The sequence below is a fragment of the Streptomyces tatrensis genome, from assembly GCF_049310065.1.
Taxonomy (GTDB): Bacteria; Actinomycetota; Actinomycetes; order Streptomycetales; family Streptomycetaceae; genus Streptomyces.
In genome coordinates this window covers 5,594,695-5,618,642 of sequence record NZ_JBMDLB010000011.1, presented here as the reverse complement: position 1 = coordinate 5,618,642, position 23,948 = coordinate 5,594,695, and the positions used below count along the sequence as shown (strand labels likewise).

Genomic DNA, 23,948 nt, shown 5'->3' with positions numbered 1-23,948 from the left:
ACGAGGACGATTCGGGGAAGCACAATCGGCGCTGAGAGAGAAGTTCCCCGCTCGGACTCCGGTCGCCTCCTGGCCAGCCACCCAGGCGCCCAGGGATGAGGTCGTGCACCGCTTGGCACAGCACCCCTTCACCGCGCAGAACGAGGCCACGACGAGGTCCCGGTGTCGCGGCGTCCGCTACGTACTGGCCTGGCTGGAGGCCCAATCCGGGGCCACCTGGCAGGAGCGCTGGACCTCTACCGGGGCCGAGAGCCTGCCGAAGGAGAACTGGCTCGACCTGCCCCGGCAGTGGTTCACCCGAACGCAAGGAGTGGTCCTGCGCGACTCGCAGTTGTCGCCGGGGCTCCTGATGCTGATCTGCGGAGACGTCATCCGTCCCACGTCGGCATGGCTCCTCAGCCGCACCTCGCAACACCTCGCACGGGCGATGGCATCGGTCCGTGACCCGGATGGCTTCGACCTGCTGAGTGCCCAAGCGGCCTCCGACAAGGTGCCGCCGGCCGTCTTGCGCATCGCCCGGCATCGGATCTCGGTCGTCCTCGCACGCAACGGCGGCTCCATCAGCGACATCACCGTCGGGGACTGCGTGGACGTCCTGGAGGCCCAGGACGTCACCCACGCAGCGACCGGCGACCGGACCGCGTTCTACCGGCTGCTGCACAGGGCTGGTGTCTTCCCTCCGGAAGCACCCTCAACAATCCGCGCCTTCACCGGCGGACAAGGCCAGCTCAGCGTCACGGAGATGATCGACCGCTACGAGATCGCCTGCAAGCCGGTACGCGACCTGCTCGTGGACTACCTCCGCGAACGCCAGCCCGCCCTGGACTACACGTCTCTCTCGGCCGTCTCCCGTGTGCTGGGGGGTCTGTTCTGGAAGAACCTGGAAACCCACCACCCGGGCATCGACTCCCTTCGCCTGCCACCGGAGGTTGCCTCCGCCTGGAAGACGCGGCACCGGACGAAGACGACGACAACCCGCAGGCCCGATGGCAGCACGGTCTCGGTCACCAGTCCGCGGGAGAGCGCGCAATCGGATCTGACGACAGTGCGGGCGTTCTACCTCGACCTCGCGCAATGGGCCGCCGAGGACCCCGCGCGATGGGGCCCCTGGGCGACCCCCAGCCCCGTCACCAGCGCGGAAGCCAACCAGAAGAAGCACCAGCGCCGCGTCAAGGCCAAGATGGACCAGCGCACACGGGAACGACTGCCCGTGCTTCCACTCCTCGTCAGCACCAGCCAACGCAACCGCCTCCAGGCCGCCGCGATCCTCGCGGCCGCGCGACAGGCCGAGCCCGGCACCGTCTTCAGTGTCGACGGCCAGACGCTCTTCCGGCCGGTGCTGAAGTCCGCGTCCGGCGCCAAGATCTGGGCCCAGGAGCTTGAAGCGCCCAGGACCGCGGCCCGGGCCGCTCGGCGCGACCTCACCCACGAGGACCATAAGGCGTTCTGGGCCTGGGCCGCGATCGAAGTCCTGCGTCACACCGGCATCCGGATCGAGGAACTGTGCGAGCTGAGCCACCACTCCCTCATCCAGTACCGGCTGCCGACCACCGGCGAGCTCGTCCCACTCCTGCAGATCGCTCCGTCGAAGACTGATCAAGAGCGCCTGATCCTGGTGACCCCCGAGCTGGCCGACGTCCTGAGCCGCATCATCATGCGGGTCCGCGACAGCAACGGCATCGTCGCATCGGTTGCCGCTTACGACCCCCACGAACGCGTCTGGAACCCGCCGATGCCGCTGCTGTTCCAGCATCGCATCGGCATCGAGAACCGGGCGATGCACCCGACCTGCCTCCGAAAGTACCTCGGTCAGGCCCTGGTCAGCGCAGGTCTGACCGACGCGAGCGGCGAGCCGCTGACCATGCAGCCGCACGACTTCCGAAGAATCTTCATCACGGACGCGGTGATGAACGGGATGCCACCGCACATCGCGCAGCTCGTCGCCGGCCATCGCGTGATCGAAACGACCATGGGCTACCTCGCGGTCTACCCCCGTGAAGTCATCGAAGCGCACCGGGCCTTCATCGCCCGCCGCCGGGCCACCCGGCCCGGCGAGGAATACCGCACGCCCACCGATGAGGAATGGGACTCCTTCCTCGGCCACTTCGAGAAGCGCAAACTCTCCATCGGCACCTGCGGCCGGGCTTTCTCCACCCCTTGCGTTCATGAGCACGCCTGTTTGAGATGCGCCATGCTCCGGCCTGACCCCGCCGAGCGTCCCCGGCTCGTCGAGATCCGCGGCAACCTCATCGACCGCATCGCCGAAGCCAAGCGTGAAGGCTGGCTTGGCGAAGTCGAAGGCCTCGAAACCAGCCTCGCCGGGGCCGAGGACAAGCTCTCCCAGATGGACGCCGCCACAGCCCGCACGGCCACGGCGGTCGATCTCGGGATGCCTACCTTCACCCAGATCGCTGGACGCGCCACCGACACCCGAAGGCGGCCGCCACCGTCCGCTCCATGAGCGACGCGTCAGAAGGGCACGTCCACGCCAGCTTCGCGGAGATAGGACAAAGCGCGGGACAAGCACTCGTGGGCGGTGGCTCCGTCGGCCCGCATCGGGTGGCTCAACGGGCCGCCACCAGCAGTGAACGTCCATGCGGGCTTCTGATCCCGCAACCGCTCAGCGTCCACCCTGATCGCGGCGCCCACACCTTGCTCGCCCAACCACTCCAGGATGAGCAACACCGCGTCATCGACGCCGCTGTCCTGATCGATCTTCGGCCACCGGCCTCGACTCATTGTCACCGGCATGACTGTACCGACGGCCCGGCAGTTGTAGGCGCCCAGCCGGCTCGCCATCAAGAGCGCCCGGTTGGCTGCCGGACGACCAGTCAGATCTTCCTAGGTCCGGAATCAGAGAAGCAACCATCACATGCCGGTCGGGTGGGTGGAAAGCCAGTCAGGATGTGCTGCCTTGAGGGCGTCCCTGACGCTGGTGCTTGGGGCGAATACATCCCCGCCTCCGTCATAGGGGTGGTAGAGCCAGCGAAGATCGAGCGGAGCCAGGGTGACTCCTGCGATCACATCGTCAGCTACCAGCCGCAGAAGGGGGTCCAAGGCATGCCTGCTGCGGGGGCGGAGGCTGATGTATTCATGCTGGTAGAGGATGTCATCAGGGAAATCATCGTCGTGGACATGGCTGCCCCAGTGCCGCGCGTCCGGATCAACTTGCCGGAGCTGGGGCATGCGCACGGTGGGTTCCGCGTCTCCGTTCCATTCGCGGGTCACCACATACAGCTCGGCTTCGTTCGGCCCCAGCTCGTCCAACAGGGTGTGATGCCGATCGAGCATGACTGCGTACTCGTCGTCGCTGTCGGGGTACCGCTTGGACTCAGGGAGGCTATGAAAGCGCACCCATCGGTCGGGATAGGCATAGCGCATCTGAAGATCGCCCGGTGGAGCAGGCCATCGCTGTTCCCATAGGGCCGACAGGGCCTCCAGGCTCAGGTCCTGCCGGGGAAGAATCTCGCTCATCGCTCCATGATCGAGCATGCGGCAGACTGCGACGGCCGAATACACCACCGTCAACGAGGGGCAGCAGCGACCCGCAACCGCTGGTTGGTCGCTAGTTCAGAGAATCCGAATCGCTGATCACATGGGCTGCGATCACCCTGATGACCAGGCGCATCACCCGCCGGCAGTCCCGCCGGACCAGCCAGCCCGCCTCTCGCGAACACACACGGGACTGACCGCGGTCACGACCGCGACCGCCAACCACACTCCCCGACAAAACCATCCTCGCACCGAGCCGCGCAGCCCGTCAGCTTCTCCGACACACGTGACGGCGACGAATGCCGACGAGTCGACGACCCTGCCCCTGCAGTCACTCGCAGCTGGGGCAGTCGGTGACGTGGCTGGCATGCACGGACTTGATCAGAGCGAAGTCGGCCTCGACCACTCGACTGGAGTACGAGGCGAGGGCGCCGAGTCCTACCTGCTCACCGTTCTTGAGGACCAGTCCGGGAGCCTGCGCCGGGGCCAGTCCGGGGCCATCACCGGTGCTGACCGCGCCGATCGCACACCACGGAACGACTTTCGATCGCCCCAAGCCGCGTTCGGTCAGACCCGTGGGGTCGATCCTCACTCCCATGACGCAACTGCGGAACACAATCCAGAGACCGCCCGCGCCAATGACGGCGTAGAGCACCAAGCCAAAAGGATCTCCGGCGACCGACCCGCTGATCAGCATCCCAGCGGCCAACAGTGCGAACACAGACCCCACCATGAACAGGACCACCTGCTGCCCCGGCCTGTTGAGGATCCGGGTGGGTACCGGGCTCGGTGACATGGGCTCCATGACCTCGACCCTAAGCCGCAGCTGTACACCGCGTACTTCAGATCGCAAGATCAGCGACGGAGCCCACCGACATGCGAGCCGGCAGAGAAGCACCGCAGAGGATATGGATCAGGCACTAAATCATGCAGTCCAGGCCGACACCCCACCCCGCCCCCGGCACCGGCCCCACCCGCAGCCAAACCGGCGCCCACCACACCCCAGCCCCGCCGGCGTTTGAGGCGCAGGGGCCCGGGGACCGGTCCCCGGCAACGGCGCCGCACCGCGCGGGCCACCCCGCCGCCCCCCGTTCGGAGCCCCGCCACGTGCAGCCCCGCCACCACGCCGGGATGGTGGACGAAAGCCCCCGAACGGCAGGAGTCGTCCCCATGCCCCTCCGCCCCCGCAAGGCCTTCCTGACCTGCGCGGCCGCGATATCCCTCGGCTTGGCCGCCACCGCCACCGCCGTCCCGGCCCACGGTGTGGAGGGGCCCGCTCCCGATCCGAGGAACGCGCAGGCGATGCGCGACATGGCCACGGCGATCCGGGTGACGGCCAAGTACGTGGACGAGCGCGAGGCCCTCAAGGACGGCTACGTCCCGCACGGCACGGAGTGCATGACCAACCCGTTCGGGGTCGGCACGATGGGCTACCACTACGTGAAGCAGGCCAACTGGGGTTCGACGGACCCGAGCAAGCCGGCCGCCCTGCTCTACAGCACCGAGAAGGACGAGAACGGCCGCCGCAAGCTCCAGACGGTGGAGTGGATGTCCACCGACCGGGACCAGGACCTGAAGACCACCGACGACCGGCCGAGCATGTTCGGCCTGCCCTTCGACGGGCCGATGCCGGGCCACTGGACGGGCATGCCCAAGCACTACGACCTGCACATGTGGGCGTACGAGAACAACCCGGCGGGCCGCTTCCACAACTGGAACCCCGCCCTGACCTGCCCGAAGACCAGCACCCCGGCCCCGCACCCGCACTGACCCCCCGGCCGCGCACACCGCACACGCCGCGCACACCGCACACAGCGAAGGGCCCGGCCCCCACAACGGGAAGCCGGGCCCCAGGCCGTACTCCGTACGGTCAGCGCACGAACGTGCTCGCACTCCCCGCCAGGTCCAGGAAGTACTGCGGGGCCACACCCAGCACCACCGTGACCGCGACGCCCACCGCGATGGTCGTCATCGTCAGCGGGGACGGGACGGCGACTGTGGGGCCGTCCGCCTTCGGCTCGCTGAAGAACATCAGGACGATCACCCGGATGTAGAAGAACGCGGCGATCGCGGACGAGATGACACCGACCACGACCAGCGCTCCCGCGCCGCCCTCCGCCGCCGCCTTGAACACGGCGAACTTGCCGGAGAAGCCTGAGGTCAGCGGGATGCCCGCGAAGGCGAGCAGGAAGACCGCGAAGACCGCCGCCGTCAGCGGCGAACGACGGCCGAGCCCCGCCCACTTGGACAGGTGCGTGGCCTCGCCGCCCGCGTCGCGCACCAGCGTGACCACCGCGAAGGCGCCGATCGTCACGAAGGAGTACGCGGCCAGGTAGAAGAGGACGGACTGGATGCCCTCCGCCGAGGTGGCGATCACACCGGCCAGGATGAAGCCGGCGTGCGCGATCGAGGAGTAGGCGAGGAGCCGCTTGACGTCGGTCTGGGTGACCGCGATGACGGCTCCCGCCAGCATCGTGACGATCGCGACGCCCCACATGACCGGCCGCCAGTCCCAGCGCAGGCCCGGGAGGACGACGTACAGCAGGCGCAGGAGCGCGCCGAACGCCGCCACCTTCGTCGCCGCCGCCATGAAGCCGGTGACCGGGGTGGGGGCGCCCTGGTAGACGTCCGGGGTCCACATGTGGAAGGGGACCGCGCCGACCTTGAAGAGCAGGCCCATCAGGATCAGCGCGCCGCCGATCAGCAGCAGCGCGTCGTTGCCCATGGTGTCGGCGAGCGCCGGGTCGATGTTGGCGACGGTGCCGTCGACGACCTCCGCGATCGTCGCGTACGAGACGGATCCCGCGTAGCCGTAGACGAGCGCGATGCCGAAGAGGAGGAAGGCGGAGGAGAAGGCGCCGAGCAGGAAGTACTTGACGGCCGCCTCCTGCGACATCAGCCGCTGGCGGCGGGCGAGGGCGCAGAGCAGGTACAGCGGGAGGGAGAAGACCTCCAGGGCCACGAACAGCGTCAGCAGGTCGTTGGCCGCGGGGAAGATCAGCATGCCGGCGACCGCGAACAGCGCGAGCGGGAAGACCTCGGTGGTGGCGAAGCCCGCCTTGACGGCTTCCTTCTCGCTCTCGCTGCCCGGTACGGACGCCGCCTGTGCGGCGAAGGAGTCCACCCGGTTGCCGTGAGCGGCCGGGTCCAGGCGCCGCTCGGCGAAGGTGAAGATGGCCACGACCGAGGCCAGGATGATCGTGCCCTGCAGGAAGAGGGCCGGCCCGTCCACGGCGATGGCGCCCATGGCCGCGATGTGCGCCTTGGTGCTGCCGTACCCGCCGGCGGCGAGTCCGACGACCGCCGCGAAGGCCGAGGCCAGCGCGGCGACGGCGAGGAACACCTGCGTGTAGTAACGGGCCTTGCGCGGTACGAAGGCCTCGACGAGGACTCCGATGATCGCCGCGCCCAGCACGATGAGCGTGGGCGACAGCTGGGCGTACTCGATCTGCGGGGCCGGGATCTTGTCGATCGGCGCCGCGGCCGCCAGGTTCGGCAGCAGGTTCTGGGCTGCGGCAGTCAGGGTGCTCACTTCGCCCCCTCCCCGTTCTTGGCCTCGACAGCCACCTCGGGCTTCGGGTCCGTCTGCTTGACGTCCGACATGGTGTGCTCCACCGCCGGGTTGACGATGTCGGTCAGGACCTTCGGGTAGACGCCCAGTCCGATCAGCAGCGCGATCAGCGGGGCGACCACCAGGACCTCCCGCAGGCGCAGGTCCGGCATGGTGCGGACCTCCTCCTTGACCGGGCCGGTCATGGTGCGCTGGTAGAGGACCAGCGTGTAGAGCGCCGCCAGCACGATGCCGAAGGTGGCGATGATGCCGACGACCGGGTACCGGGCGAACGTGCCGACCAGGACCAGGAACTCACTGACGAACGGGGCGAGGCCCGGGAGCGACAGGGTCGCGAGGCCTCCGATGAGGAAGGTGCCGGCCAGGACCGGGGCCACCTTCTGCACGCCGCCGTAGTCGGCGATGAGCCGGGAGCCGCGCCGCGAGATCAGGAAGCCGGCGACCAGCATGAGCGCCGCCGTCGAGAGCCCGTGGTTGACCATGTACAGCGTCGCGCCCGACTGGCCCTGGGAGGTCATCGCGAAGATGCCCAGGATGATGAAGCCGAAGTGCGAGATGGACGCGTACGCCACCAGCCGCTTGATGTCCCGCTGCCCGCAGGCGACCAGCGCGCCGTAGATGATGCTGATCAGGGCCAGGACCAGGATCACCGGCGTGGCCCACTTGCTGGCCTCGGGGAAGAGCCCGAGGCAGAAGCGGAGCATCGCGAAGGTGCCGACCTTGTCGACGACGGCGGTGATCAGGACGGCGACCGGGGCCGTGGCCTCGCCCATCGCGTTCGGCAGCCAGGTGTGCAGCGGCCAGAGCGGGGCCTTCACCGCGAAGGCGAAGAAGAAGCCGAGGAACAGCCACCGCTCGGTGTTGGTCGCCATGTCGAGCGTGCCCGCGGCGCGGGCGGCGGCGATCTCCTGGAGCGAGAAGTTCCCGGCGACCACGTACAGCCCGATGACGGCGGCCAGCATGATCAGGCCGCCGACCAGGTTGTAGAGGAGGAACTTGACCGCCGCGTACGAGCGCTGCGCGGCCGCGTTCTCGTCGGACCCGGAGTGTGCCCGGTCTCCGAAGCCGCCGATGAGGAAGTACATCGGGATGAGCATGGCTTCGAAGAAGATGTAGAAGAGGAAGACGTCGGTGGCCTCGAAGGAGATGATCACCATCGCCTCGACCAGCAGGATCAGGGCGAAGAAGCCCTGGGTCGGCCGCCAGCGGGAACCCGCAGCGAAGCTGCTATTGGACGCTTCGGTCTCCAGCGGGTCGGCGTCGTGCCAGCCGGCCGCGATCACGAAGGGGATGAGCAGCGCGGTGAGAGCGATCAGCACCACCCCGATGCCGTCGACGCCCAGTTCGTAGCGGACGCCGAAGTCGGCGATCCAGGAGCGCGATTCGGTGAGCTGGTAGCGGTCGCCACCGGGCTCGAAGCGGACCGCGACGAGCACGGCCAGCGCCAGGGTCGCCAGCGAGAAGAACAGGGCGAGCCATTTGGCGGCGGTCCGGCGGGCGGCCGGGACGGCCGCCGTCAGGATCGCTCCGACCGCGGGGACCGCGGCCGTCACCGTCAGAAGCGGGAAACTCATCTCACACCGCCCTCATCAGCAGGGTCGCGGCGATCAGGATCGCCGTGCCTGCGAACATCGAGACCGCGTAGCTGCGGGCGTAGCCGTTCTGCAGCTTGCGCAGCCGGCCCGACAGCCCGCCGACTCCGGCGGCCGTCCCGTTGACCACGCCGTCGACCAGGGTGTGGTCGACGTAGACGAGGGAGCGGGTCAGGTGCTCCCCGCCGCGGACCAGGACCACGTGGTTGAAGTCGTCCTGGTAGAGGTCCCGCCGGGCCGCCCGGGTGAGGAGCGAGCCGCGCGGGGCGACGACCGGGACGGGCTTCCTGCCGTACATCACCCAGGCGATGGCGACGCCGATGACGAGGACCACCATGGTGGCCAGCGTCACCGTCAGCGCGCTGATCGGCGGGTGTCCGTGCTGGTGTCCGGTGACGGGCTCCAGCCAGTGCAGGAAGCGGTCGCCGATCCCGAAGAACCCGCCGGCGAAGACCGAGCCGAAGGCCAGGATGATCATCGGGATGGTCATGGACTTCGGGGACTCGTGCGGGTGCGGCATCTCGCCGGGGTGCGCCTCGACGCCGGGCTCCACGCCGGGCGTCGTCTCCGGGTCGGGCGCCGGCTGCCAGCGCTTCTCGCCGAAGAAGGTGAGGAGCATGACCCGGGTCATGTAGAAGGCGGTGATCGCCGCGCCGAGCAGGGTCACCCCGCCGAGGATCCAGCCCTGGGTGCCGCCCTTCGCGAAGGCCGCCTCGATGATCATGTCCTTGGAGAAGAAGCCCGACAGACCCGGGAACCCGATGATGGCGAGGTACCCCAGCCCGAAGGTCACGAAAGTCACCGGCATGTACTTGCGCAGGCCGCCGTACTTGCGCATGTCGACCTCGTCGTTCATCCCGTGCATCACGGAACCGGCGCCGAGGAAGAGGCCCGCCTTGAAGAAGCCGTGCGTGACCAGGTGCATGATCGCGAACACGTATCCGATGGGGCCGAGGCCGGCCGCCAGGATCATGTAGCCGATCTGCGACATCGTCGAGCCCGCGAGGGCCTTCTTGATGTCGTCCTTCGCGCAACCGACGATCGCACCGAAGAGGAGCGTGACGGCGCCGACCACGACGACCGCGGTCTGCGCGTCCGGGGCGCCGTTGAAGATGGCTCCCGAGCGGACGATCAGGTAGACGCCGGCGGTGACCATGGTCGCCGCGTGGATGAGGGCCGAGACCGGGGTCGGGCCCTCCATCGCGTCGCCGAGCCAGGACTGCAGCGGCACCTGGGCCGACTTGCCGCACGCGGCAAGCAGCAGCATCAGGGCGATCGCCGTCAGCTTGCCCTCGCCGGCCTCGGACACCGAGCCGAGGACCGGGCCGAAGGCGAAGGTTCCGAAGGTGGTGAACATCAGCATGATGGCGATCGAAAGGCCCATGTCGCCGACCCGGTTGACCAGGAAGGCCTTCTTCGCGGCGGTGGCCGCGCTGGGCTTGTGCTGCCAGAAGCCGATGAGGAGGTACGAGGCGAGGCCCACGCCCTCCCAGCCGACGTACAGCAGGAGGTAGTTGTCGGCGATGACCAGGAGCAGCATCGCGGCGACGAAGAGGTTGAGGTATCCGAAGAAGCGGCGGCGGCGCTCGTCGTGCTCCATGTACCCGATGGAGTACACGTGGATGAGCGTGCCCACCCCGGAGATCAGCAGGACGAAGGTCATCGACAGCTGGTCGAGCTGGAAGCCGACGTCGGCCTGGAAGCCCTCCACCGGGATCCAGCTGAACAGCCGCTGGTGGAAGGTCCGGTCCTCGGCGCCCTTGCCGAGCATGTCGGCGAAGAGGGCGAGTCCGATGCCGAAGGAGACGGCGGCGAACAGCGTGCCGATCCAGTGGCCGGTCTTGTCGAGACGGCGGCCGCCGCAGAGCAGCACCACCGCTCCGAGCAGGGGCGCTGCTACCAGCAGCGCGATCATGTTCTCCACAGCGACCCCTTACAGCTTCATCAGGCTGGCGTCGTCGACCGAGGCCGAGTGGCGGGTACGGAACAGCGACACGATGATCGCGAGGCCCACCACGACCTCGGCGGCGGCGACGACCATCGTGAAGAACGCGATGATCTGGCCGTCGAGGTTGCCGTGCATCCGGGAGAAGGTGACGAAGGCGAGGTTGCAGGCGTTGAGCATGAGCTCGACGCACATGAACAGCACGATCGCGTTCTTCCGGATCAGGACGCCCGCCGCGCCGATGGTGAACAGCAGCGCGGACAGGTACAGGTAGTTGACCGGGTTCACTTCGAGGCCTCCTCACGGCCGAGCCGCTCGGACGACCGCTGCTCCAGGGCCTTCAGGTCGTCCAGGGCCTTGCCGGAGACGTCCCTGATCTGGCCGCGGGCGCGCAGCGTCTGGTTGACGGTGAGCTCGGAGGGGGTGCCGTCCGGCAGCAGGCCCGCTACGTCCACGGCGTTGTGCCGGGCGTAGACGCCGGGTGCGGGCAGCGGCGGGAGCTGGACGCCCTCGCGTACGCGGCGCTCGGCGAGCTCGCGCTGGGTGGCGGCCCGCTCGGTGCGCTCGCGGTGGGTGAGCACCATCGCGCCGACGGCCGCCGTGATCAGCAGGGCGCCGGTGAGCTCGAAGGCGAACACGTACTTGGTGAAGATCAGCGTGGCCAGGCCCTCGACGTGCCCGCCGGAGTTGATCCGGCCGAGTCCGTTGAAGTGGGTGAGCTTGGCGTTGCCGATGCCCGCGATGAGCAGGATGCCGAAGCCGAGTCCGCACAGGACCGCCAGCCAGCGCTGCCCCTTGATGGTCTCGGTCAGCGAGTCCGCGGCGGTGACGCCGACGAGCATGACGATGAAGAGGAAGAGCATCATGATCGCGCCGGTGTAGACGACGACCTGGACGATGCCGAGGAAGTACGCCCCGTTGGCGAGGTAGAAGACCGCCAGGATGATCATCGTCCCGGCCAGGCTCAGGGCGCTGTGCATGGCCTTCTTCATCAGGATCGTGGCCAGCGCGCCGATGACGGCGACCGTGCCGAGGACCCAGAACTGGACCGCCTCACCGGTGGAGGTGAGGGTGGCGGCCGCGGCGAGGGCGCTCATGCCCCCACCCCCTCGGACGCGTCTTCGGAGGCCGCGGTCTCGCCCTTGGAGACGGCGCGCTGGCGGACCGTGCCGGGAGCCGCCCCGGTCACCAGCCCGCGGTAGTAGTCCGTGTCCTCGGCGCCCGGGAAGATCGAGTGCGGGGCCTCGACCATGCCCTCGGTCAGCCCGGAGAGCAGCTGCTCCTTGGTGTAGATGAGCGCTTCGCGGCTGGAGTCGGCCAGTTCGAACTCGTTCGTCATGGTCAGCGCCCTGGTCGGGCACGCCTCGACGCACAGCCCGCACAGGATGCAGCGGGCGTAGTTGATCTGGTAGACCGCGCCGTACCGCTCACCCGGGGAGTAGCGCTCCTCCTCGGTGTTGTCCGCGCCCTCGACGTAGATCGCGTCGGCGGGACAGGCCCAGGCGCACAGCTCGCACCCGATGCACTTCTCCAGACCGTCCGGGTGGCGGTTGAGCTGGTGCCGCCCGTGGAAGCGGGGTGCGGTGGTCTTTTCCTGCTCCGGGTACTGCTCGGTGAGGCGCTTCTTGAACATGGCCTTGAAGGTCACGCCGAAGCCGGCCACCGGGTTCTGCCACTTCTCGCCCTGCTCGGCGTCAGACTTGTCAGACATTCTCAGCACCCTCCTCTCGGTCACTGTCAGTATTCGCCGCGCCACTGACAATGAGCTCCCGCTCACTGCGGGGCCGCCTGCGCGGTACGGGTGCCAGGTGCTGGCCGGGCTTGGGCGGTACGGGGAATCCGCCCGCCAGGGGGTCGAAGGGTTCGGCGGCCGCGGCCAGTTCGGCGTCCGCGAGGGCCGTCTTCTCCTTCTTGTCGCGGAACAGGTCCGCGACGAAGGACAGCAGCAGGAGCGCGATGACCCCGCCGCCGACGTAGAGCACGATCTCCTGGAAGTCGTAGTTCTCGTTGCGCAGCGCCCGGACGGTGGCGACCAGCATCAGCCACACCAGCGAGACCGGGATCAGCACCTTCCAGCCGAGCTTCATCAGCTGGTCGTAGCGCACGCGTGGGAGCGTGCCGCGGAGCCAGATGAAGAAGAACAGCAGCAGCTGGACCTTGAGGACGAACCAGAGCATCGGCCACCAGCCGTGGTTCGCGCCCTCCCAGTACGTGGAGATCGGCGCCGGGGCCCGCCAGCCGCCCAGGAAGAGGGTGACGGAGACCGCGGAGACGGTGACCATGTTGACGTACTCGGCGAGCATGAACAGCGCGAACTTGATGGAGGAGTACTCGGTGTTGAAGCCGCCGACCAGGTCGCCCTCGGACTCCGGCATGTCGAAGGGGGCGCGGTTCGTCTCGCCGACCATCGTGATGACGTAGATGATGAAGGAGACCGGCAGCAGGATGATGTACCAGCGGTCGGCCTGGGCTTCGACGATCGCCGAGGTCGACATCGACCCGGAGTAGAGGAAGACCGAGGCGAAGGCCGCGCCCATCGCGATCTCGTACGAGATCATCTGCGCGCAGGAGCGCAGGCCGCCGAGGAGCGGGTACGTGGAGCCGGACGACCAGCCCGCCAGCACGATGCCGTAGATGCCGACCGAGGCCACCGCGAGGATGTAGAGCATCGCGATCGGCAGGTCGGTCAGCTGCATCGTGGTGCGCTGGCCGAAGATGGAGACCTCGTTGCCCGAGGGGCCGAAGGGGATCACCGCGATGGCCATGAAGGCCGGGATCGCCGCGATGATCGGGGCAAGGACGTAGACAACCTTGTCGGCCCGCTTGACGATCAGGTCTTCCTTCAGCATCAGCTTCACGCCGTCGGCGAGCGACTGGAGCATGCCCCAGGGGCCGTGCCGGTTGGGGCCGATGCGCAGCTGCATCCAGGCGACGACCTTGCGCTCCCACACGATGGAGAAGAGCACGGTCACCATCAGGAAGGCGAAGCAGAACACCGCCTTGACGACGACGAGCCACCAGACGTCCCTGCCGAACAGGGAGAGGTCTTCGGCGGCGATCTGAACGGTGTTCACGCGCCCACCTCCGCAGGGGAGTCGCTGGTGTCGGCGGGGGTGGCCGGGCCGATGCGGACCAGGGCCCCCGGGCGGGCTCCGGTGTCGGCGAGGACCCCGGAGCCGGTGGAGTTCATCGGGAGCCAGACCACCCGGTCGGGCATCTCGGTGATGCGCAGCGGCAGTTCCACGGAGCCGGCGGGGCCGGTCACCGCGAGGACATCGCCGTTCTTGACGCCGGTTTCGGCGGCCGTGGCGGCCGAGAGGCGGGCACTGGCCTCGTGCCGGGTGCCGGCCAGGGCCTCGTCGCCGTCCTGCAGCAGCCCCTGGTCGAGGAGGAGCCGGTGGCCGGCGAGGACGGCCTCGCCCGCGCCGGGACGGGGCAGCAGCTCCCTGTCCCCGGACTGTCCGGCGGCGCGCTCCCCGGCCCACGGGCCGAGCCGGTCGATCTCCCGCCGTACGGCGTGTACGTCGGCCAGGGCGATCGGGCGGTCGGCCGCGTCGGCCAGCATGTGCAGCACGCGGGAGTCGGCGGGGGCCAGGCGGCGGGTCATCTGCTCGGGCTTGAGCGCGGCCTCGAACGGCCGGACCCTGCCCTCCCAGTTGATGAACGCGCCGGGCTTCTCGGCGACGGCCGCGACCGGGAAGACGACGTCCGCGTGGTCGGTGACCTCGCTGGGCCGCAGTTCCAGGGAGACCACGAAGGCCTCCTGGAGCGCGGCCCTGGCGCGGGCCGGGTCCGGCAGGTCGGTGAGCTCGACGCCCGCGACCAGCAGGGCGGAGAGCTCCCGGGTGGCGGCGGCCTCGACGATCTGGCCGGTGTCGCGGCCGTAGCGGTGCGGCAGCTCGTCCAGGCCCCAGGCGGCGGCGACCTCGTCGCGGGCCCGCGGGTCGGTGGCCGGGCGGGCGCCCGGCAGCAGGGACGGCAGCGCGCCCGCCTCGACGGCGGCCCGCTCTCCGGCCCGGCGCGGGATCCACACCAGGGTGGCGCCGGTGGCGCCCGCGACCCGTACGGCCGCGGTCAGCGCGCCGGGCACGCCCGCGAGGCGCTCCCCCACGACGATGACCGCGCCGGGCAGGCGCAGCGCGTCGGAGGCGGCCTGGCCGCCGTCCTCCAGGCCGGTGTCGGAGGCCAGGGCGTTCAGCCACTCGGGCTCGGTGCCGGGGGCGGCGGCCAGCAGGGTGCCGCCCGCCTTCTCCAGGCCGCGTGTGGCGAACGGGGCGAGGGCGAAGGTCCGCTGCTTGTGCTTGCGGTGGGCCTTGCGCAGCCGCAGGAAGACCCCGGGGGCCTCCTCCTCGGCCTCGATGCCGACGAGGAGCACGGCCGGGGCCGCCTCCAGCGAGGCGTTGGTGACGCCGTGCCCGTCGAGGTCCTTGCCGATGCCGGCGACGGAGGCGGCCAGGAACTCGGTCTCCTCCGCGCTGTGCACCCGGGCCCGGAAGTCGATGTCGTTGGTGTCGAGCACGACGCGGGCGAACTTGGCGTACGCGTAGGCGTCCTCGACGGTGAGCCGGCCGCCGGTCAGCACTCCGGCCCGGCCGCGCGCGGCGGCCAGTCCGTTCGCCGCGGCCTCCAGGGCCTCGGGCCAGCTCGCCGGGGCGAGGACCCCGTCGGTGCCGCGCACCAGCGGGGTGGTGAGCCGGTCGGGGCGCTGCGCGTAGCGGAACCCGAAGCGGCCCTTGTCGCAGATCCACTCCTCGTTGACCTCGGGGTCCTCCGCGGCCAGCCGGCGCAGCACCTTGCCGCGGCGGTGGTCGGTGCGCGTGGCGCAGCCGCCCGCGCAGTGCTCGCACACGCTCGGGGAGGAGACGAGGTCGAAGGGGCGGGATTGGAACCGGTAGGCGGCCGAGGTGAGGGCGCCGACCGGGCAGATCTGGATGGTGTTGCCGGAGAAGTACGACTCGAAGGGGTCGTCCTCGCCGGTGCCGACCTGCTGGAGCGCGCCGCGCTCGAGGAGTTCGATCATCGGGTCGCCGGCGATCTCGTTGGAGAAGCGGGTGCAGCGGGCGCAGAGCACGCACCGCTCGCGGTCCAGCAGCACCTGCGTGGAGATCGGGACCGGCTTCTCGTAGGTGCGCTTCTTGCCCTCGAAACGCGATTCGGCGTTGCCGTGGGACATCGCCTGGTTCTGCAGCGGGCACTCGCCGCCCTTGTCGCAGACCGGGCAGTCCAGCGGGTGGTTGATGAGCAGCAGCTCCATCACCCCGCGCTGGGCCTTCTCGGCGACCGGGGAGGTCAGCTGGGTCTTGACGACCATGCCGTCGGTGCAGGTGATGGTGCAGGAGGCCATCGGCTTGCGCTGGCCCTCGACCTCGACGATGCACTGGCGGCAGGCGCCGACCGGGGAGAGGAGGGGGTGGTCGCAGAACCGGGGGATCTCGATGCCGAGCTGTTCGGCGGCCCGGATGACCAGGGTCCCCTTGGGCACCGACAGTTCGATGCCGTCGATGGTCAGGGAGATCTGGTCCACCGGGGGAACCGCCGCTTCCCCGCCGCCGGAGGCCGCTGTGGTGGTCACGGTCATGCGGTCACCTCCGTGTCGGCCCAGAGGGTCGACTTCTTGGGGTCGAAGGGGCAGCCCTTGCCCGTGATGTGCTGCTCGTACTCCGCGCGGAAGTACTTGAGCGAGGAGAAGATGGGGCTGGCGGCGCCGTCACCCAGCGCGCAGAACGACTTGCCGTTGATGTTGTCGGCGATGTCGTTCAGCTTGTCGAGGTCGGACATGACCCCGTGGCCCGCTTCGATGTCGCGCAGCAACTGGACGAGCCAGTACGTGCCTTCGCGGCAGGGCGTGCACTTGCCGCAGGACTCGTGGGCGTAGAACTCGGTCCAGCGGGTCACCGCCCGCACCACGCAGGTCGTCTCGTCGAAGCACTGCAGGGCCTTGGTGCCGAGCATGGAGCCGGCCGCGCCGACGCCCTCGTAGTCCAGGGGGACGTCGAGGTGCTCCTCGGTGAACATCGGGGTGGAGGAGCCGCCCGGGGTCCAGAACTTCAGCCGGTGCCCGGGGCGCATGCCGCCGCTCATGTCGAGGAGCTGGCGCAGGGTGATCCCGAGCGGGGCCTCGTACTGGCCGGGGCCGACCACGTGCCCGGAGAGCGAGTACAGGGTGAAGCCGGGGGACTTCTCGGTCCCCATCGACTTGAACCAGTCCTTGCCCTTGTTCAGGATCGCGGGAACCGAGGCGATGGACTCCACGTTGTTCACCACGGTGGGGCAGGCGTAGAGCCCCTCGACCGCGGGGAAGGGCGGACGCAGCCGGGGCTGGCCGCGCCGGCCTTCGAGGGAGTCGAGGAGGGCCGTTTCCTCGCCGCAGATGTAGGCGCCCGCGCCCGCGTGCACGGTGATGTCGAGCTTCAGCCCGCTCCCGAGGACGTTTTCCCCGAGGTAGCCGGCCTCGTACGCCTCGCGGACCGCCTCGTGCAGGCGCCGCAGGACCGGCACGGTCTCGCCGCGCAGGTAGATGAAGGCGTGCTCCGAGCGGATCGCGTAGCAGGCGATGATCATTCCCTCGATGAGGGAATGCGGGTTGGCGAAGAGGAGGGGGATGTCCTTGCAGGTTCCCGGCTCCGACTCGTCCGCGTTCACCACGAGGTAGTGCGGCTTGCCGTCGCCCTGCGGGATGAACTGCCACTTCATGCCGGTGGGGAAGCCCGCGCCGCCGCGTCCGCGCAGGCCCGAGTCCTTCACGTAGGCGATCAGGTCGTCGGGGGTCATGGCGAGCGCCTTGCGCAGGCCCTCGTACCCCTCGTGACGCCGGTAGGTCTCCAGCGTCCACGACCGCGGCTCGTCCCAGAACGCCGACAGGACGGGCGCGAGGAGCTTCTCCGGACTCGTGCCGTTCTTGCTCAGTTCGGTGGACACGGTCATCACTCCCCTCCCTCGATGGTGGCCTCGCCGCGCGGGTGCACGATCGGGGTGTGCGGGACTTCGCCGCGCGCGATGCGCAGGCCGATCAGGGACGCGTGACCCGCGCCGCCACTGGCCTCGACGGCGCCCTCGCGCTCGTCGGGGAAGCCCGCCAGGATCCGGGCGGTCTCCTTGTACGTGCACAGCGGCGCGCCCCGGGTCGGCTCGACGGTGCGGCCGGCCAGCAGGTCGTCCACCATCGCCTTGGCGGACTCGGGGGTCTGGTTGTCGAAGAACTCCCAGTTGACCATCACCACGGGGGCGTAGTCGCAGGCCGCGTTGCACTCGATGTGCTCGAGGGTGACCTTGCCGTCGGGGGTGGTCTCGTTGTTGCCGACCCCGAGGTGGTCCTTGAGCTCCTCGAAGATGGCGTCGCCGCCCATGACCGCGCACAGGGTGTTCGTACAGACACCGACCTGGTAGTCGCCGGAGGGCTTGCGCCGGTACATCGTGTAGAAGGTCGCCACCGCCGTGACCTCTGCGGTCGTCAGGCCCAGCACCTCGGCGCAGAACCGGATGCCGGTGCGCGAGACGTAGCCCTCCTCCGACTGGATGAGGTGGAGCAGCGGCAGCAGCGCGGAGCGGCTGTCGGGGTAGCGGGCGATGACCTCCTTCGCGTCCGCTTCGAGCCGGGCGCGCACGTCCGCCGCGAAGTCGGGTGCCGGAAGCTGGGGCATGCCCAGGCTCACCCCTGATACGGGCTGATTGGCCGTCATCGGTCGACGCCTCCCATCACGGGGTCGATGGAGGCGACGGCCACGATGACGTCGGCGATCTGGCCGCCCTCGCACATCGCCGCCATGGCCTGCAGGTTGGTGAAGGACGGGTCGCGGAAGTGGACCCGGTAGGGGCGGGTGCCGCCGTCGGAGACGACGTGCACGCCGAGCTCGCCCTTGGGCGACTCCACGGCCGCGTAGGCCTGGCCGGCCGGTACCCGGAAGCCCTCGGTCACCAGCTTGAAGTGGTGGATGAGGGACTCCATGGAGGTGCCCATGATCTGCTTGATGTGGTCGAGCGAGTTGCCGAGGCCGTCGGGGCCCATGGCGAGCTGCGCCGGCCAGGCGATCTTCTTGTCGGCGACCATGACCGGGCCCGGCTCGAGGCGGTCCAGGCACTGCTCGACGATCCGCAGGGACTGGCGCATCTCCTCCAGGCGGATCAGGAACCGCCCGTAGGAGTCGCAGGACTCGGTGGTCGGCACGTCGAACTCGTAGTTCTCGTAGCCGCAGTACGGGTCCGTCTTGCGCAGGTCGTGCGGGAGGCCGGCGGAGCGCAGGACCGGGCCGGTGGCGCCGAGCGCCATGCAGCCGGTGAGGTCGAGGTAGCCGACGTCCTGCATGCGGGCCTTGAAGATGGGGTTGCCGGTGGCGAGGCTGTCGTACTCCGGCAGGTTCTTCTTCATGGTCTTCACGAACTCGCGGAGCTGGTCCACGGCGCCCGGGGGCAGGTCCTGCGCGAGGCCGCCGGGGCGGATGAACGCGTGGTTCATGCGCAGGCCGGTGATCAGCTCGAACACGTCGAGGATCAGCTCGCGGTCGCGGAACCCGTAGATCATGATCGTGGTCGCGCCCAGCTCCATGCCGCCGGTGGCGATGCACACCAGGTGGGAGGAGAGCCGGTTGAGCTCCATCAGCAGGACGCGGATGACGGAGGCGCGGTCCGGGATCTGATCGGTGATGCCAAGCAGCTTCTCGACGCCCAGGCAGTACGCCGTCTCGTTGAAGAACGGCGTCAGGTAGTCCATGCGCGTGACGAAGGTGGTGCCCTGCGTCCAGTTCCGGTATTCGAGGTTCTTCTCGATGCCGGTGTGGAGGTAGCCGATGCCGCAGCGGGCCTCGGTGACCGTCTCGCCGTCGATCTCCAGGATCAGGCGGAGCACCCCGTGGGTGGAGGGGTGCTGGGGGCCCATGTTGACGACGATCCGCTCGTCGTCGGCACGGGCCGCCGACTGGACGATCTCGTCCCAGTCGCCACCGGTGACGGTGTAGACGGTGCCCTCGGTCGTTTCGCGCGCCGAAGCATGGTCGGCGGAGGCGTGGTTGGACGCGCTGTTCGATGTAGGGGACATCAGCTGTACGACCTCCGCTGGTCGGGAGCCGGGATCTGGGCGCCCTTGTACTCGATGGCGATGCCGCCGAGCGGGTAGTCCTTGCGCTGCGGGAAGCCCTGCCAGTCGTCCGGCATCATGATCCGGGTGAGGGCCGGGTGCCCGTCGAAGATCAGGCCGAAGAAGTCGTACGTCTCGCGCTCGTGCCAGTCGTTCGTCGGGTAGACGGAGACGATCGAGGGGACGTGCGGGTCGGCGTCCGGGGCGGTGACCTCCAGCCGCACGATCCGGCCGTGGGTGAGCGAGCGCAGGTGGTAGACGGCGTGCAGCTCGCGACCCTTGTCGGCGGGGAAGTGCACCCCGCTGACGCCGGTGCAGAGCTCGAAGCGCAGGGCCGGGTCGTCGCGCAGGGTCTTCGCCACGAGGAGGAGGTGCTCGCGCGCGATGTGGAGGGTCAGCTCCCCGCGGTCCACGACGACCTTCTCAATCGCGTTCTCGGGAAGCAGGTCCTGCTCCTCCAGCGCCCCCTCCAGCTCGTCGACGACCTCGTCGAAGTACGAGCCGTACGGGCGGGCGCTCGCGCCGGGCAGGGCCACGGTGCGCACGAGGCCGCCGTAGCCGCTGGTGTCACCGCCGCCCGAGGCGCCGAACATGCCCTTGCGGACGCCGATCACCTCGGGGCCGGCCGCGCCCCGGGGCGCGGGCACGTTGTCGCCGTTGCCGGCATGGGGGCCGTTCTGCACGGCCGGGTCCTCGCTCACCGCAGGAGCCCCTTCATCTCAATGGTGGGGAGCGCCTTGAGGGCCGCCTCCTCCGCCTCGCGGGCCGCCTCTTCCCGGTTCACGCCGAGCTTGCCGCCCTGGATCTTCTGGTGGAGCTTGAGGATCGCGTCGAGCAGCATCTCGGGGCGGGGCGGGCAGCCGGGCAGGTAGATGTCCACGGGGACGATGTGGTCGACGCCCTGGACGATCGCGTAGTTGTTGAACATTCCGCCCGAAGACGCACAAACACCCATAGAGATGACCCACTTGGGAGCGGGCATCTGGTCGTACACCTGCCGCAGCACCGGCGCCATCTTCTGGCTGACCCGGCCCGCCACGATCATCAGGTCGGCCTGGCGCGGGGATCCGCGGAAGACCTCCATGCCGAAGCGGGCCAGGTCGTACCGGCCCGCTCCGGTCGTCATCATCTCGATGGCGCAGCAGGCCAGGCCGAAGGTGGCCGGGAAGACGGACGCCTTGCGCACCCATCCCGCGGCCTGTTCGACGGTGGTCAGCAGAAAGCCGCTCGGCAGCTTCTCTTCCAGTCCCATGGAAAATTCAGCCCCTCAGTCCCATTCCAGGCCGCCGCGGCGCCATACGTAGGCGTAGGCGACGAAGACGGTGAGCACGAAGAGGAGCATCTCGACGAGCCCGAAGATCCCCAGCGAGTCGAAGGTGACCGCCCAGGGGTAGAGGAAGACAACCTCGATGTCGAAGACGATGAAGAGCATCGCCGTCAGGTAGTACTTGATGGGGAAGCGGCCGCCGCCGGCGGGCATGGGAGTGGGCTCGATGCCGCACTCGTACGCTTCAAGTTTTGCCCGGTTGTACCGTTTTGGGCCGATCAGCGTGGCCATGACCACGGAGAAGATCGCAAACCCTGCGCCGAGGGCGCCGAGCACGAGGATGGGCGCGTACGCATTCACGCTCCTCGCTCCTTCCAGTCGTCCTTGACCGTTGGACCGCTGCTCCGGCGCCGCGCGCCCCGCCTCGCATGTCTCGCATGTGAGGCAGTTCACAAGCCGGACTGGTGCGCATCTTATGCCCGCCCATCTGTGATCTGCGACACGGGTTGCAACAACGAGTTTGTGATCTCCACCACCCGACGAACGATCATGAAGCCCAATGAGTAGTGATCTTCATACGTGAAGCATCCACATGATCACCAAAGGTGACATCCGCATCTGTCGTCGCAGGTGGAAGGCCTGCTGCACTATCAAATCGTGGCCTCTGCATGCAAATTGGCGAGGTGGTGCGCGTGATGATAAAGGGATCGGCGTCCCCCGGCCGGGGGACCCCGCGCGGACGGGAGTGGACGCGTGCATGCGTTCACGAAGTCGGGGCAGAGGAGGGGGCGGGGGTCGAGTGGAGGCCGGACGGAGATCGGACGGAAGTCGGACGCGGGTCCGCCGGAGGCCGCCCGGAGGCGGCCCCGGAGCGGGCCGGCCGCCCCCTCGCAGTGGATCAAGGACCGGTCCCGACCCGGCGGTGGCTTCACGGTTCGGTCACAGGAGGGCCACAGCGTCCGCATGGCGTGACGCTTCTGTGACCTGCGCCACTCGGAATTCGCGGTACCGAAAGAGGGCTTGGCCATCAGTGCGGGTGGATGGTAGGCCCGGGATCAATTCGGACTTATTGCGGAAACCCCATGATCACAGCCTTACGGACGGCTGTCCGATTCGCCCGTTACGGCGTCAATAAGAGGTACGACGCGCCCGGTTAGCCCGCTTCGCGCACAACTGTGGCGCAGACCACGTTTCTTGAAGGGAACCGTCGCGCCCTGATAGCGGTTGTACCCATGTCCCTCACCGCTCACATACCCAGCCACCGGAAGCCCCGCCGCAGCGCCTCGAAGCTCGCGGTCCGCGCCGGAGTTGCCGGTGGCGTCCTCAGCACCCTGGCCATGGCCGGCACGGCGAGCGCCACCCCCTCCGCCGAGCCCGCGCACGAGACCACGCTCGAAATGCCGGTCCTCGACCTGGACCTGAGCGCCGAGGTGTCCTCGCACGTGGCCAAGGCCGCGGAGAACACCCGTGCCGCCGCCGTCGACGGCGAGCTCCACGCCCTGGAAGAGACGGCCCGCACCGGCGCCGCCGCCGAGGCCAAGCAGCTCAAGGCCGACGCCCAGCAGAAGGCCGACGCCGAGGCGAAGCAGAAGGCCAAGGCCGAGGCGGACCGCAAGGCCGCGGCCGAGCGCGCCAACCGCAGCGCGGCCCGCGCCCCGATCCAGAGCAACTCCGGATCCCCGAACGGGTCCGCCTCCTCGGACTCCTCCGAGCAGGGCAAGGGCACCGTCACGGCCCCCTCGACCGGCTCCGCCGCCGCCATCGTCAACTTCGCCCGCGCGCAGGTCGGCAAGGCGTACGTCATGGGCGGCACCGGCCCGTCCTCGTTCGACTGCTCGGGCCTGGTCCAGGCCGCGTACCGCCAGGCCGGCATCAGCCTGCCGCGCATGTCGCAGGCGCAGTCCACCTCCGGCACGTCGGTCTCCCTGAGCAACCTCCAGGCGGGCGACATCCTGTACTGGGGCTCCAAGGGCAGCGCGTACCACGTCGCCATCTACGTCGGCGGCGGCAAGTTCGTCGGCGCGCAGAACTCCAGCACCGGCATCGTCGAGCGCTCCCTGAGCTACGACCGGCCGACGGGCGCCGTCCGCGTCCTCTGACATCTCCCCGCAGTCCCGGGCCGCTCCCGGTGACGCACGAAAGGCCGGTACTCCCCCGCTCGGGGGTGGAGTACCGGCCTTTCGGTCGTCCTGGGGGCTTCCGGAGGCTCCTGACGGCTCCTGGAGCCGCAGAGGGGCGCCCGGGCGCGTCCGGCGGCGCGGGGAGGCCGCGGAGGAGGGGCGGCCCCGCACCGCTCCGTCAGTCGAGGAACGTGGCCGAGGTGATCTTGTTCTTGAAGTTGACGCTGGCGTTGCCCGTGTAGCCCGGGGGGAGCGAGCCGATGAGACCGGTGAGGTTCACCTCGGTGGCCACCTTCCACGTGTAGGTGTCCCGGTTGCGGTACGAAGCGGTGTCGTCGTTCGTCACCCGGTTCCGGCCCTCGCAGCCCTCCGGGCCGACGAAGAGGTTGTTGAAGAAGTTCCAGTCCGAGGACATCAGGTCGAAGACACAACCCCCTTGGTAGGAGTTGTAGTAAAGGCCGAACTCGCTGGTTTCCAGATACCCGTTCCGCTCCGTGTTGGCGGCGGCCGGCCCTGCTGCCGCAAGGAGAACGGCGCCGACGGATACCGCGGCGACGCAACCGGCGGCGAGTTTGTTAAGTGCCTTGCTCATGGGGCTTTTCTCCATCTTCAGGGAATTGATTCCGGCCGGGATTAAACCTTCCGGGGCACCGCAGTACAAGGGCCTTCTCGGCTGTTCAGGCCACAACCGGCTTGGCGGGTAACGGACTTGTCCGCATTACGGGCACCCGATTACGATCTCCCGCGGCCATCCGCCCGCCTCCCGCACCAACGCGCCCTGCCACTCCGCCGACCGCAAGGGAAACGCCTCGTGCGTGTACGCGAAATATCCTCGTCACTCCTTTTGTGCCTCGCACTGACCGGATGCGCAGGCGGGGAACTCCCGGGGAA

General features: G+C 69.0%; 21 protein-coding genes. 3 read left to right on the top strand and 18 right to left on the bottom strand.

Annotated features, from left to right (window positions below; all coding sequences use genetic code 11):
• Window positions 1-103 precede the first annotated feature (103 nt).
• The gene (locus ACODT5_RS41615) at window positions 104-2,461 is read left to right on the top strand and encodes a tyrosine-type recombinase/integrase (RefSeq protein WP_422524152.1); all 2,358 of its coding nucleotides are present in this window, start codon (window positions 104-106) and stop codon (window positions 2,459-2,461) included.
• Between the two features lie 8 nt (window positions 2,462-2,469).
• Here the strand turns inward: ACODT5_RS41615 and ACODT5_RS41610 are convergent, their stop codons facing one another.
• The 3 genes from ACODT5_RS41610 to ACODT5_RS41600 all read right to left on the bottom strand — a co-directional run bounded on the left by ACODT5_RS41610 (window position 2,470) and on the right by ACODT5_RS41600 (window position 4,297).
• A complete protein-coding gene (locus ACODT5_RS41610) occupies window positions 2,470-2,799 on the bottom strand; it encodes a hypothetical protein (RefSeq protein ID WP_422524151.1) in 330 nt (109 codons plus the stop codon).
• Window positions 2,800-2,868: 69 nt separating this feature from the next.
• Complete coding sequence (locus tag ACODT5_RS41605) at window positions 2,869-3,474, bottom strand: DUF3885 domain-containing protein (RefSeq protein WP_422524150.1); 606 nt, start codon at window positions 3,472-3,474, stop codon at window positions 2,869-2,871.
• A 349-nt stretch (window positions 3,475-3,823) separates the two neighbouring features.
• Window positions 3,824-4,297 carry a PH domain-containing protein gene (locus ACODT5_RS41600; protein ID WP_422524149.1) on the bottom strand — a complete coding sequence of 158 codons (474 nt, stop codon included), beginning with the start codon at window positions 4,295-4,297 and terminating at the stop codon, window positions 3,824-3,826.
• A gap of 365 nt (window positions 4,298-4,662) precedes the next feature.
• On the opposite strand from ACODT5_RS41600, the gene ACODT5_RS41595 reads away from it, so the two are divergent.
• Window positions 4,663-5,262, top strand: a complete 600-nt coding sequence (locus tag ACODT5_RS41595) for a hypothetical protein (RefSeq protein WP_422524148.1) — start codon at window positions 4,663-4,665, stop codon at window positions 5,260-5,262.
• 100 nt (window positions 5,263-5,362) lie between these two features.
• Here the strand turns inward: ACODT5_RS41595 and nuoN are convergent, their stop codons facing one another.
• From nuoN to ACODT5_RS41525, 14 genes are read right to left on the bottom strand one after another with little or no spacing between them, the layout of a single operon-like run.
• The gene (gene nuoN, locus ACODT5_RS41590; RefSeq protein ID WP_422525194.1) at window positions 5,363-6,982 is read right to left on the bottom strand and encodes an NADH-quinone oxidoreductase subunit NuoN; all 1,620 of its coding nucleotides are present in this window, start codon (window positions 6,980-6,982) and stop codon (window positions 5,363-5,365) included.
• 38 nt (window positions 6,983-7,020) lie between these two features.
• Complete coding sequence (locus tag ACODT5_RS41585) at window positions 7,021-8,637, bottom strand: NADH-quinone oxidoreductase subunit M (RefSeq protein ID WP_422524147.1); 1,617 nt, start codon at window positions 8,635-8,637, stop codon at window positions 7,021-7,023.
• A 1-nt stretch (window position 8,638) separates the two neighbouring features.
• Window positions 8,639-10,579, bottom strand: coding sequence for an NADH-quinone oxidoreductase subunit L (gene nuoL / locus ACODT5_RS41580; RefSeq protein WP_422524146.1), 1,941 nt, complete (start codon window positions 10,577-10,579; stop codon window positions 8,639-8,641).
• A gap of 9 nt (window positions 10,580-10,588) precedes the next feature.
• Window positions 10,589-10,888 (bottom strand): NADH-quinone oxidoreductase subunit NuoK, encoded by a 300-nt coding sequence (gene nuoK, locus ACODT5_RS41575; RefSeq protein ID WP_112449176.1) that lies wholly within the window; start codon window positions 10,886-10,888, stop codon window positions 10,589-10,591.
• Entirely contained in the window at window positions 10,885-11,697 is an 813-nt protein-coding gene (locus ACODT5_RS41570; protein WP_422524145.1) for an NADH-quinone oxidoreductase subunit J, read from the bottom strand. The genes nuoK and ACODT5_RS41570 overlap by 4 nt, the downstream gene beginning before the upstream one ends.
• Complete coding sequence (gene nuoI, locus ACODT5_RS41565) at window positions 11,694-12,311, bottom strand: NADH-quinone oxidoreductase subunit NuoI (protein WP_422524144.1); 618 nt, start codon at window positions 12,309-12,311, stop codon at window positions 11,694-11,696. The genes ACODT5_RS41570 and nuoI overlap by 4 nt, the downstream gene beginning before the upstream one ends.
• Window positions 12,304-13,674, bottom strand: coding sequence for an NADH-quinone oxidoreductase subunit NuoH (nuoH, locus tag ACODT5_RS41560; protein WP_422524143.1), 1,371 nt, complete (start codon window positions 13,672-13,674; stop codon window positions 12,304-12,306). The genes nuoI and nuoH overlap by 8 nt, the downstream gene beginning before the upstream one ends.
• Window positions 13,671-16,178, bottom strand: a complete 2,508-nt coding sequence (locus ACODT5_RS41555) for an NADH-quinone oxidoreductase subunit G (RefSeq protein ID WP_422524142.1) — start codon at window positions 16,176-16,178, stop codon at window positions 13,671-13,673. Before ACODT5_RS41555 ends, nuoH begins: the two co-directional genes overlap by 4 nt.
• On the bottom strand, window positions 16,175-17,524 hold the full coding sequence (gene nuoF, locus ACODT5_RS41550) for an NADH-quinone oxidoreductase subunit NuoF (RefSeq protein WP_422524141.1): 1,350 nt from the start codon (window positions 17,522-17,524) through the stop codon (window positions 16,175-16,177). The genes ACODT5_RS41555 and nuoF overlap by 4 nt, the downstream gene beginning before the upstream one ends.
• Window positions 17,524-18,279: an NADH-quinone oxidoreductase subunit NuoE gene (gene nuoE, locus ACODT5_RS41545; protein ID WP_422524140.1), complete on the bottom strand. Its 756-nt coding sequence runs from the start codon at window positions 18,277-18,279 to the stop codon at window positions 17,524-17,526. Before nuoE ends, nuoF begins: the two co-directional genes overlap by 1 nt.
• Complete coding sequence (locus ACODT5_RS41540; RefSeq protein WP_422524139.1) at window positions 18,276-19,631, bottom strand: NADH-quinone oxidoreductase subunit D; 1,356 nt, start codon at window positions 19,629-19,631, stop codon at window positions 18,276-18,278. The genes nuoE and ACODT5_RS41540 overlap by 4 nt, the downstream gene beginning before the upstream one ends.
• Window positions 19,631-20,371: an NADH-quinone oxidoreductase subunit C gene (locus ACODT5_RS41535; RefSeq protein ID WP_422524138.1), complete on the bottom strand. Its 741-nt coding sequence runs from the start codon at window positions 20,369-20,371 to the stop codon at window positions 19,631-19,633. The genes ACODT5_RS41540 and ACODT5_RS41535 overlap by 1 nt, the downstream gene beginning before the upstream one ends.
• Window positions 20,368-20,922, bottom strand: a complete 555-nt coding sequence (locus ACODT5_RS41530; protein WP_243339941.1) for a NuoB/complex I 20 kDa subunit family protein — start codon at window positions 20,920-20,922, stop codon at window positions 20,368-20,370. The genes ACODT5_RS41535 and ACODT5_RS41530 overlap by 4 nt, the downstream gene beginning before the upstream one ends.
• Before the next feature lie 15 nt (window positions 20,923-20,937).
• Complete coding sequence (locus ACODT5_RS41525; protein WP_030010013.1) at window positions 20,938-21,297, bottom strand: NADH-quinone oxidoreductase subunit A; 360 nt, start codon at window positions 21,295-21,297, stop codon at window positions 20,938-20,940.
• An 872-nt stretch (window positions 21,298-22,169) separates the two neighbouring features.
• On the opposite strand from ACODT5_RS41525, the gene ACODT5_RS41520 reads away from it, so the two are divergent.
• On the top strand, window positions 22,170-23,036 hold the full coding sequence (locus tag ACODT5_RS41520) for a C40 family peptidase (RefSeq protein WP_422524137.1): 867 nt from the start codon (window positions 22,170-22,172) through the stop codon (window positions 23,034-23,036).
• A 199-nt stretch (window positions 23,037-23,235) separates the two neighbouring features.
• Here ACODT5_RS41520 and ACODT5_RS41515 read toward each other — a convergent pair whose 3' ends face one another.
• Window positions 23,236-23,649 (bottom strand): hypothetical protein, encoded by a 414-nt coding sequence (locus tag ACODT5_RS41515; RefSeq protein ID WP_422524136.1) that lies wholly within the window; start codon window positions 23,647-23,649, stop codon window positions 23,236-23,238.
• Window positions 23,650-23,948: the final 299 nt, after the last annotated feature.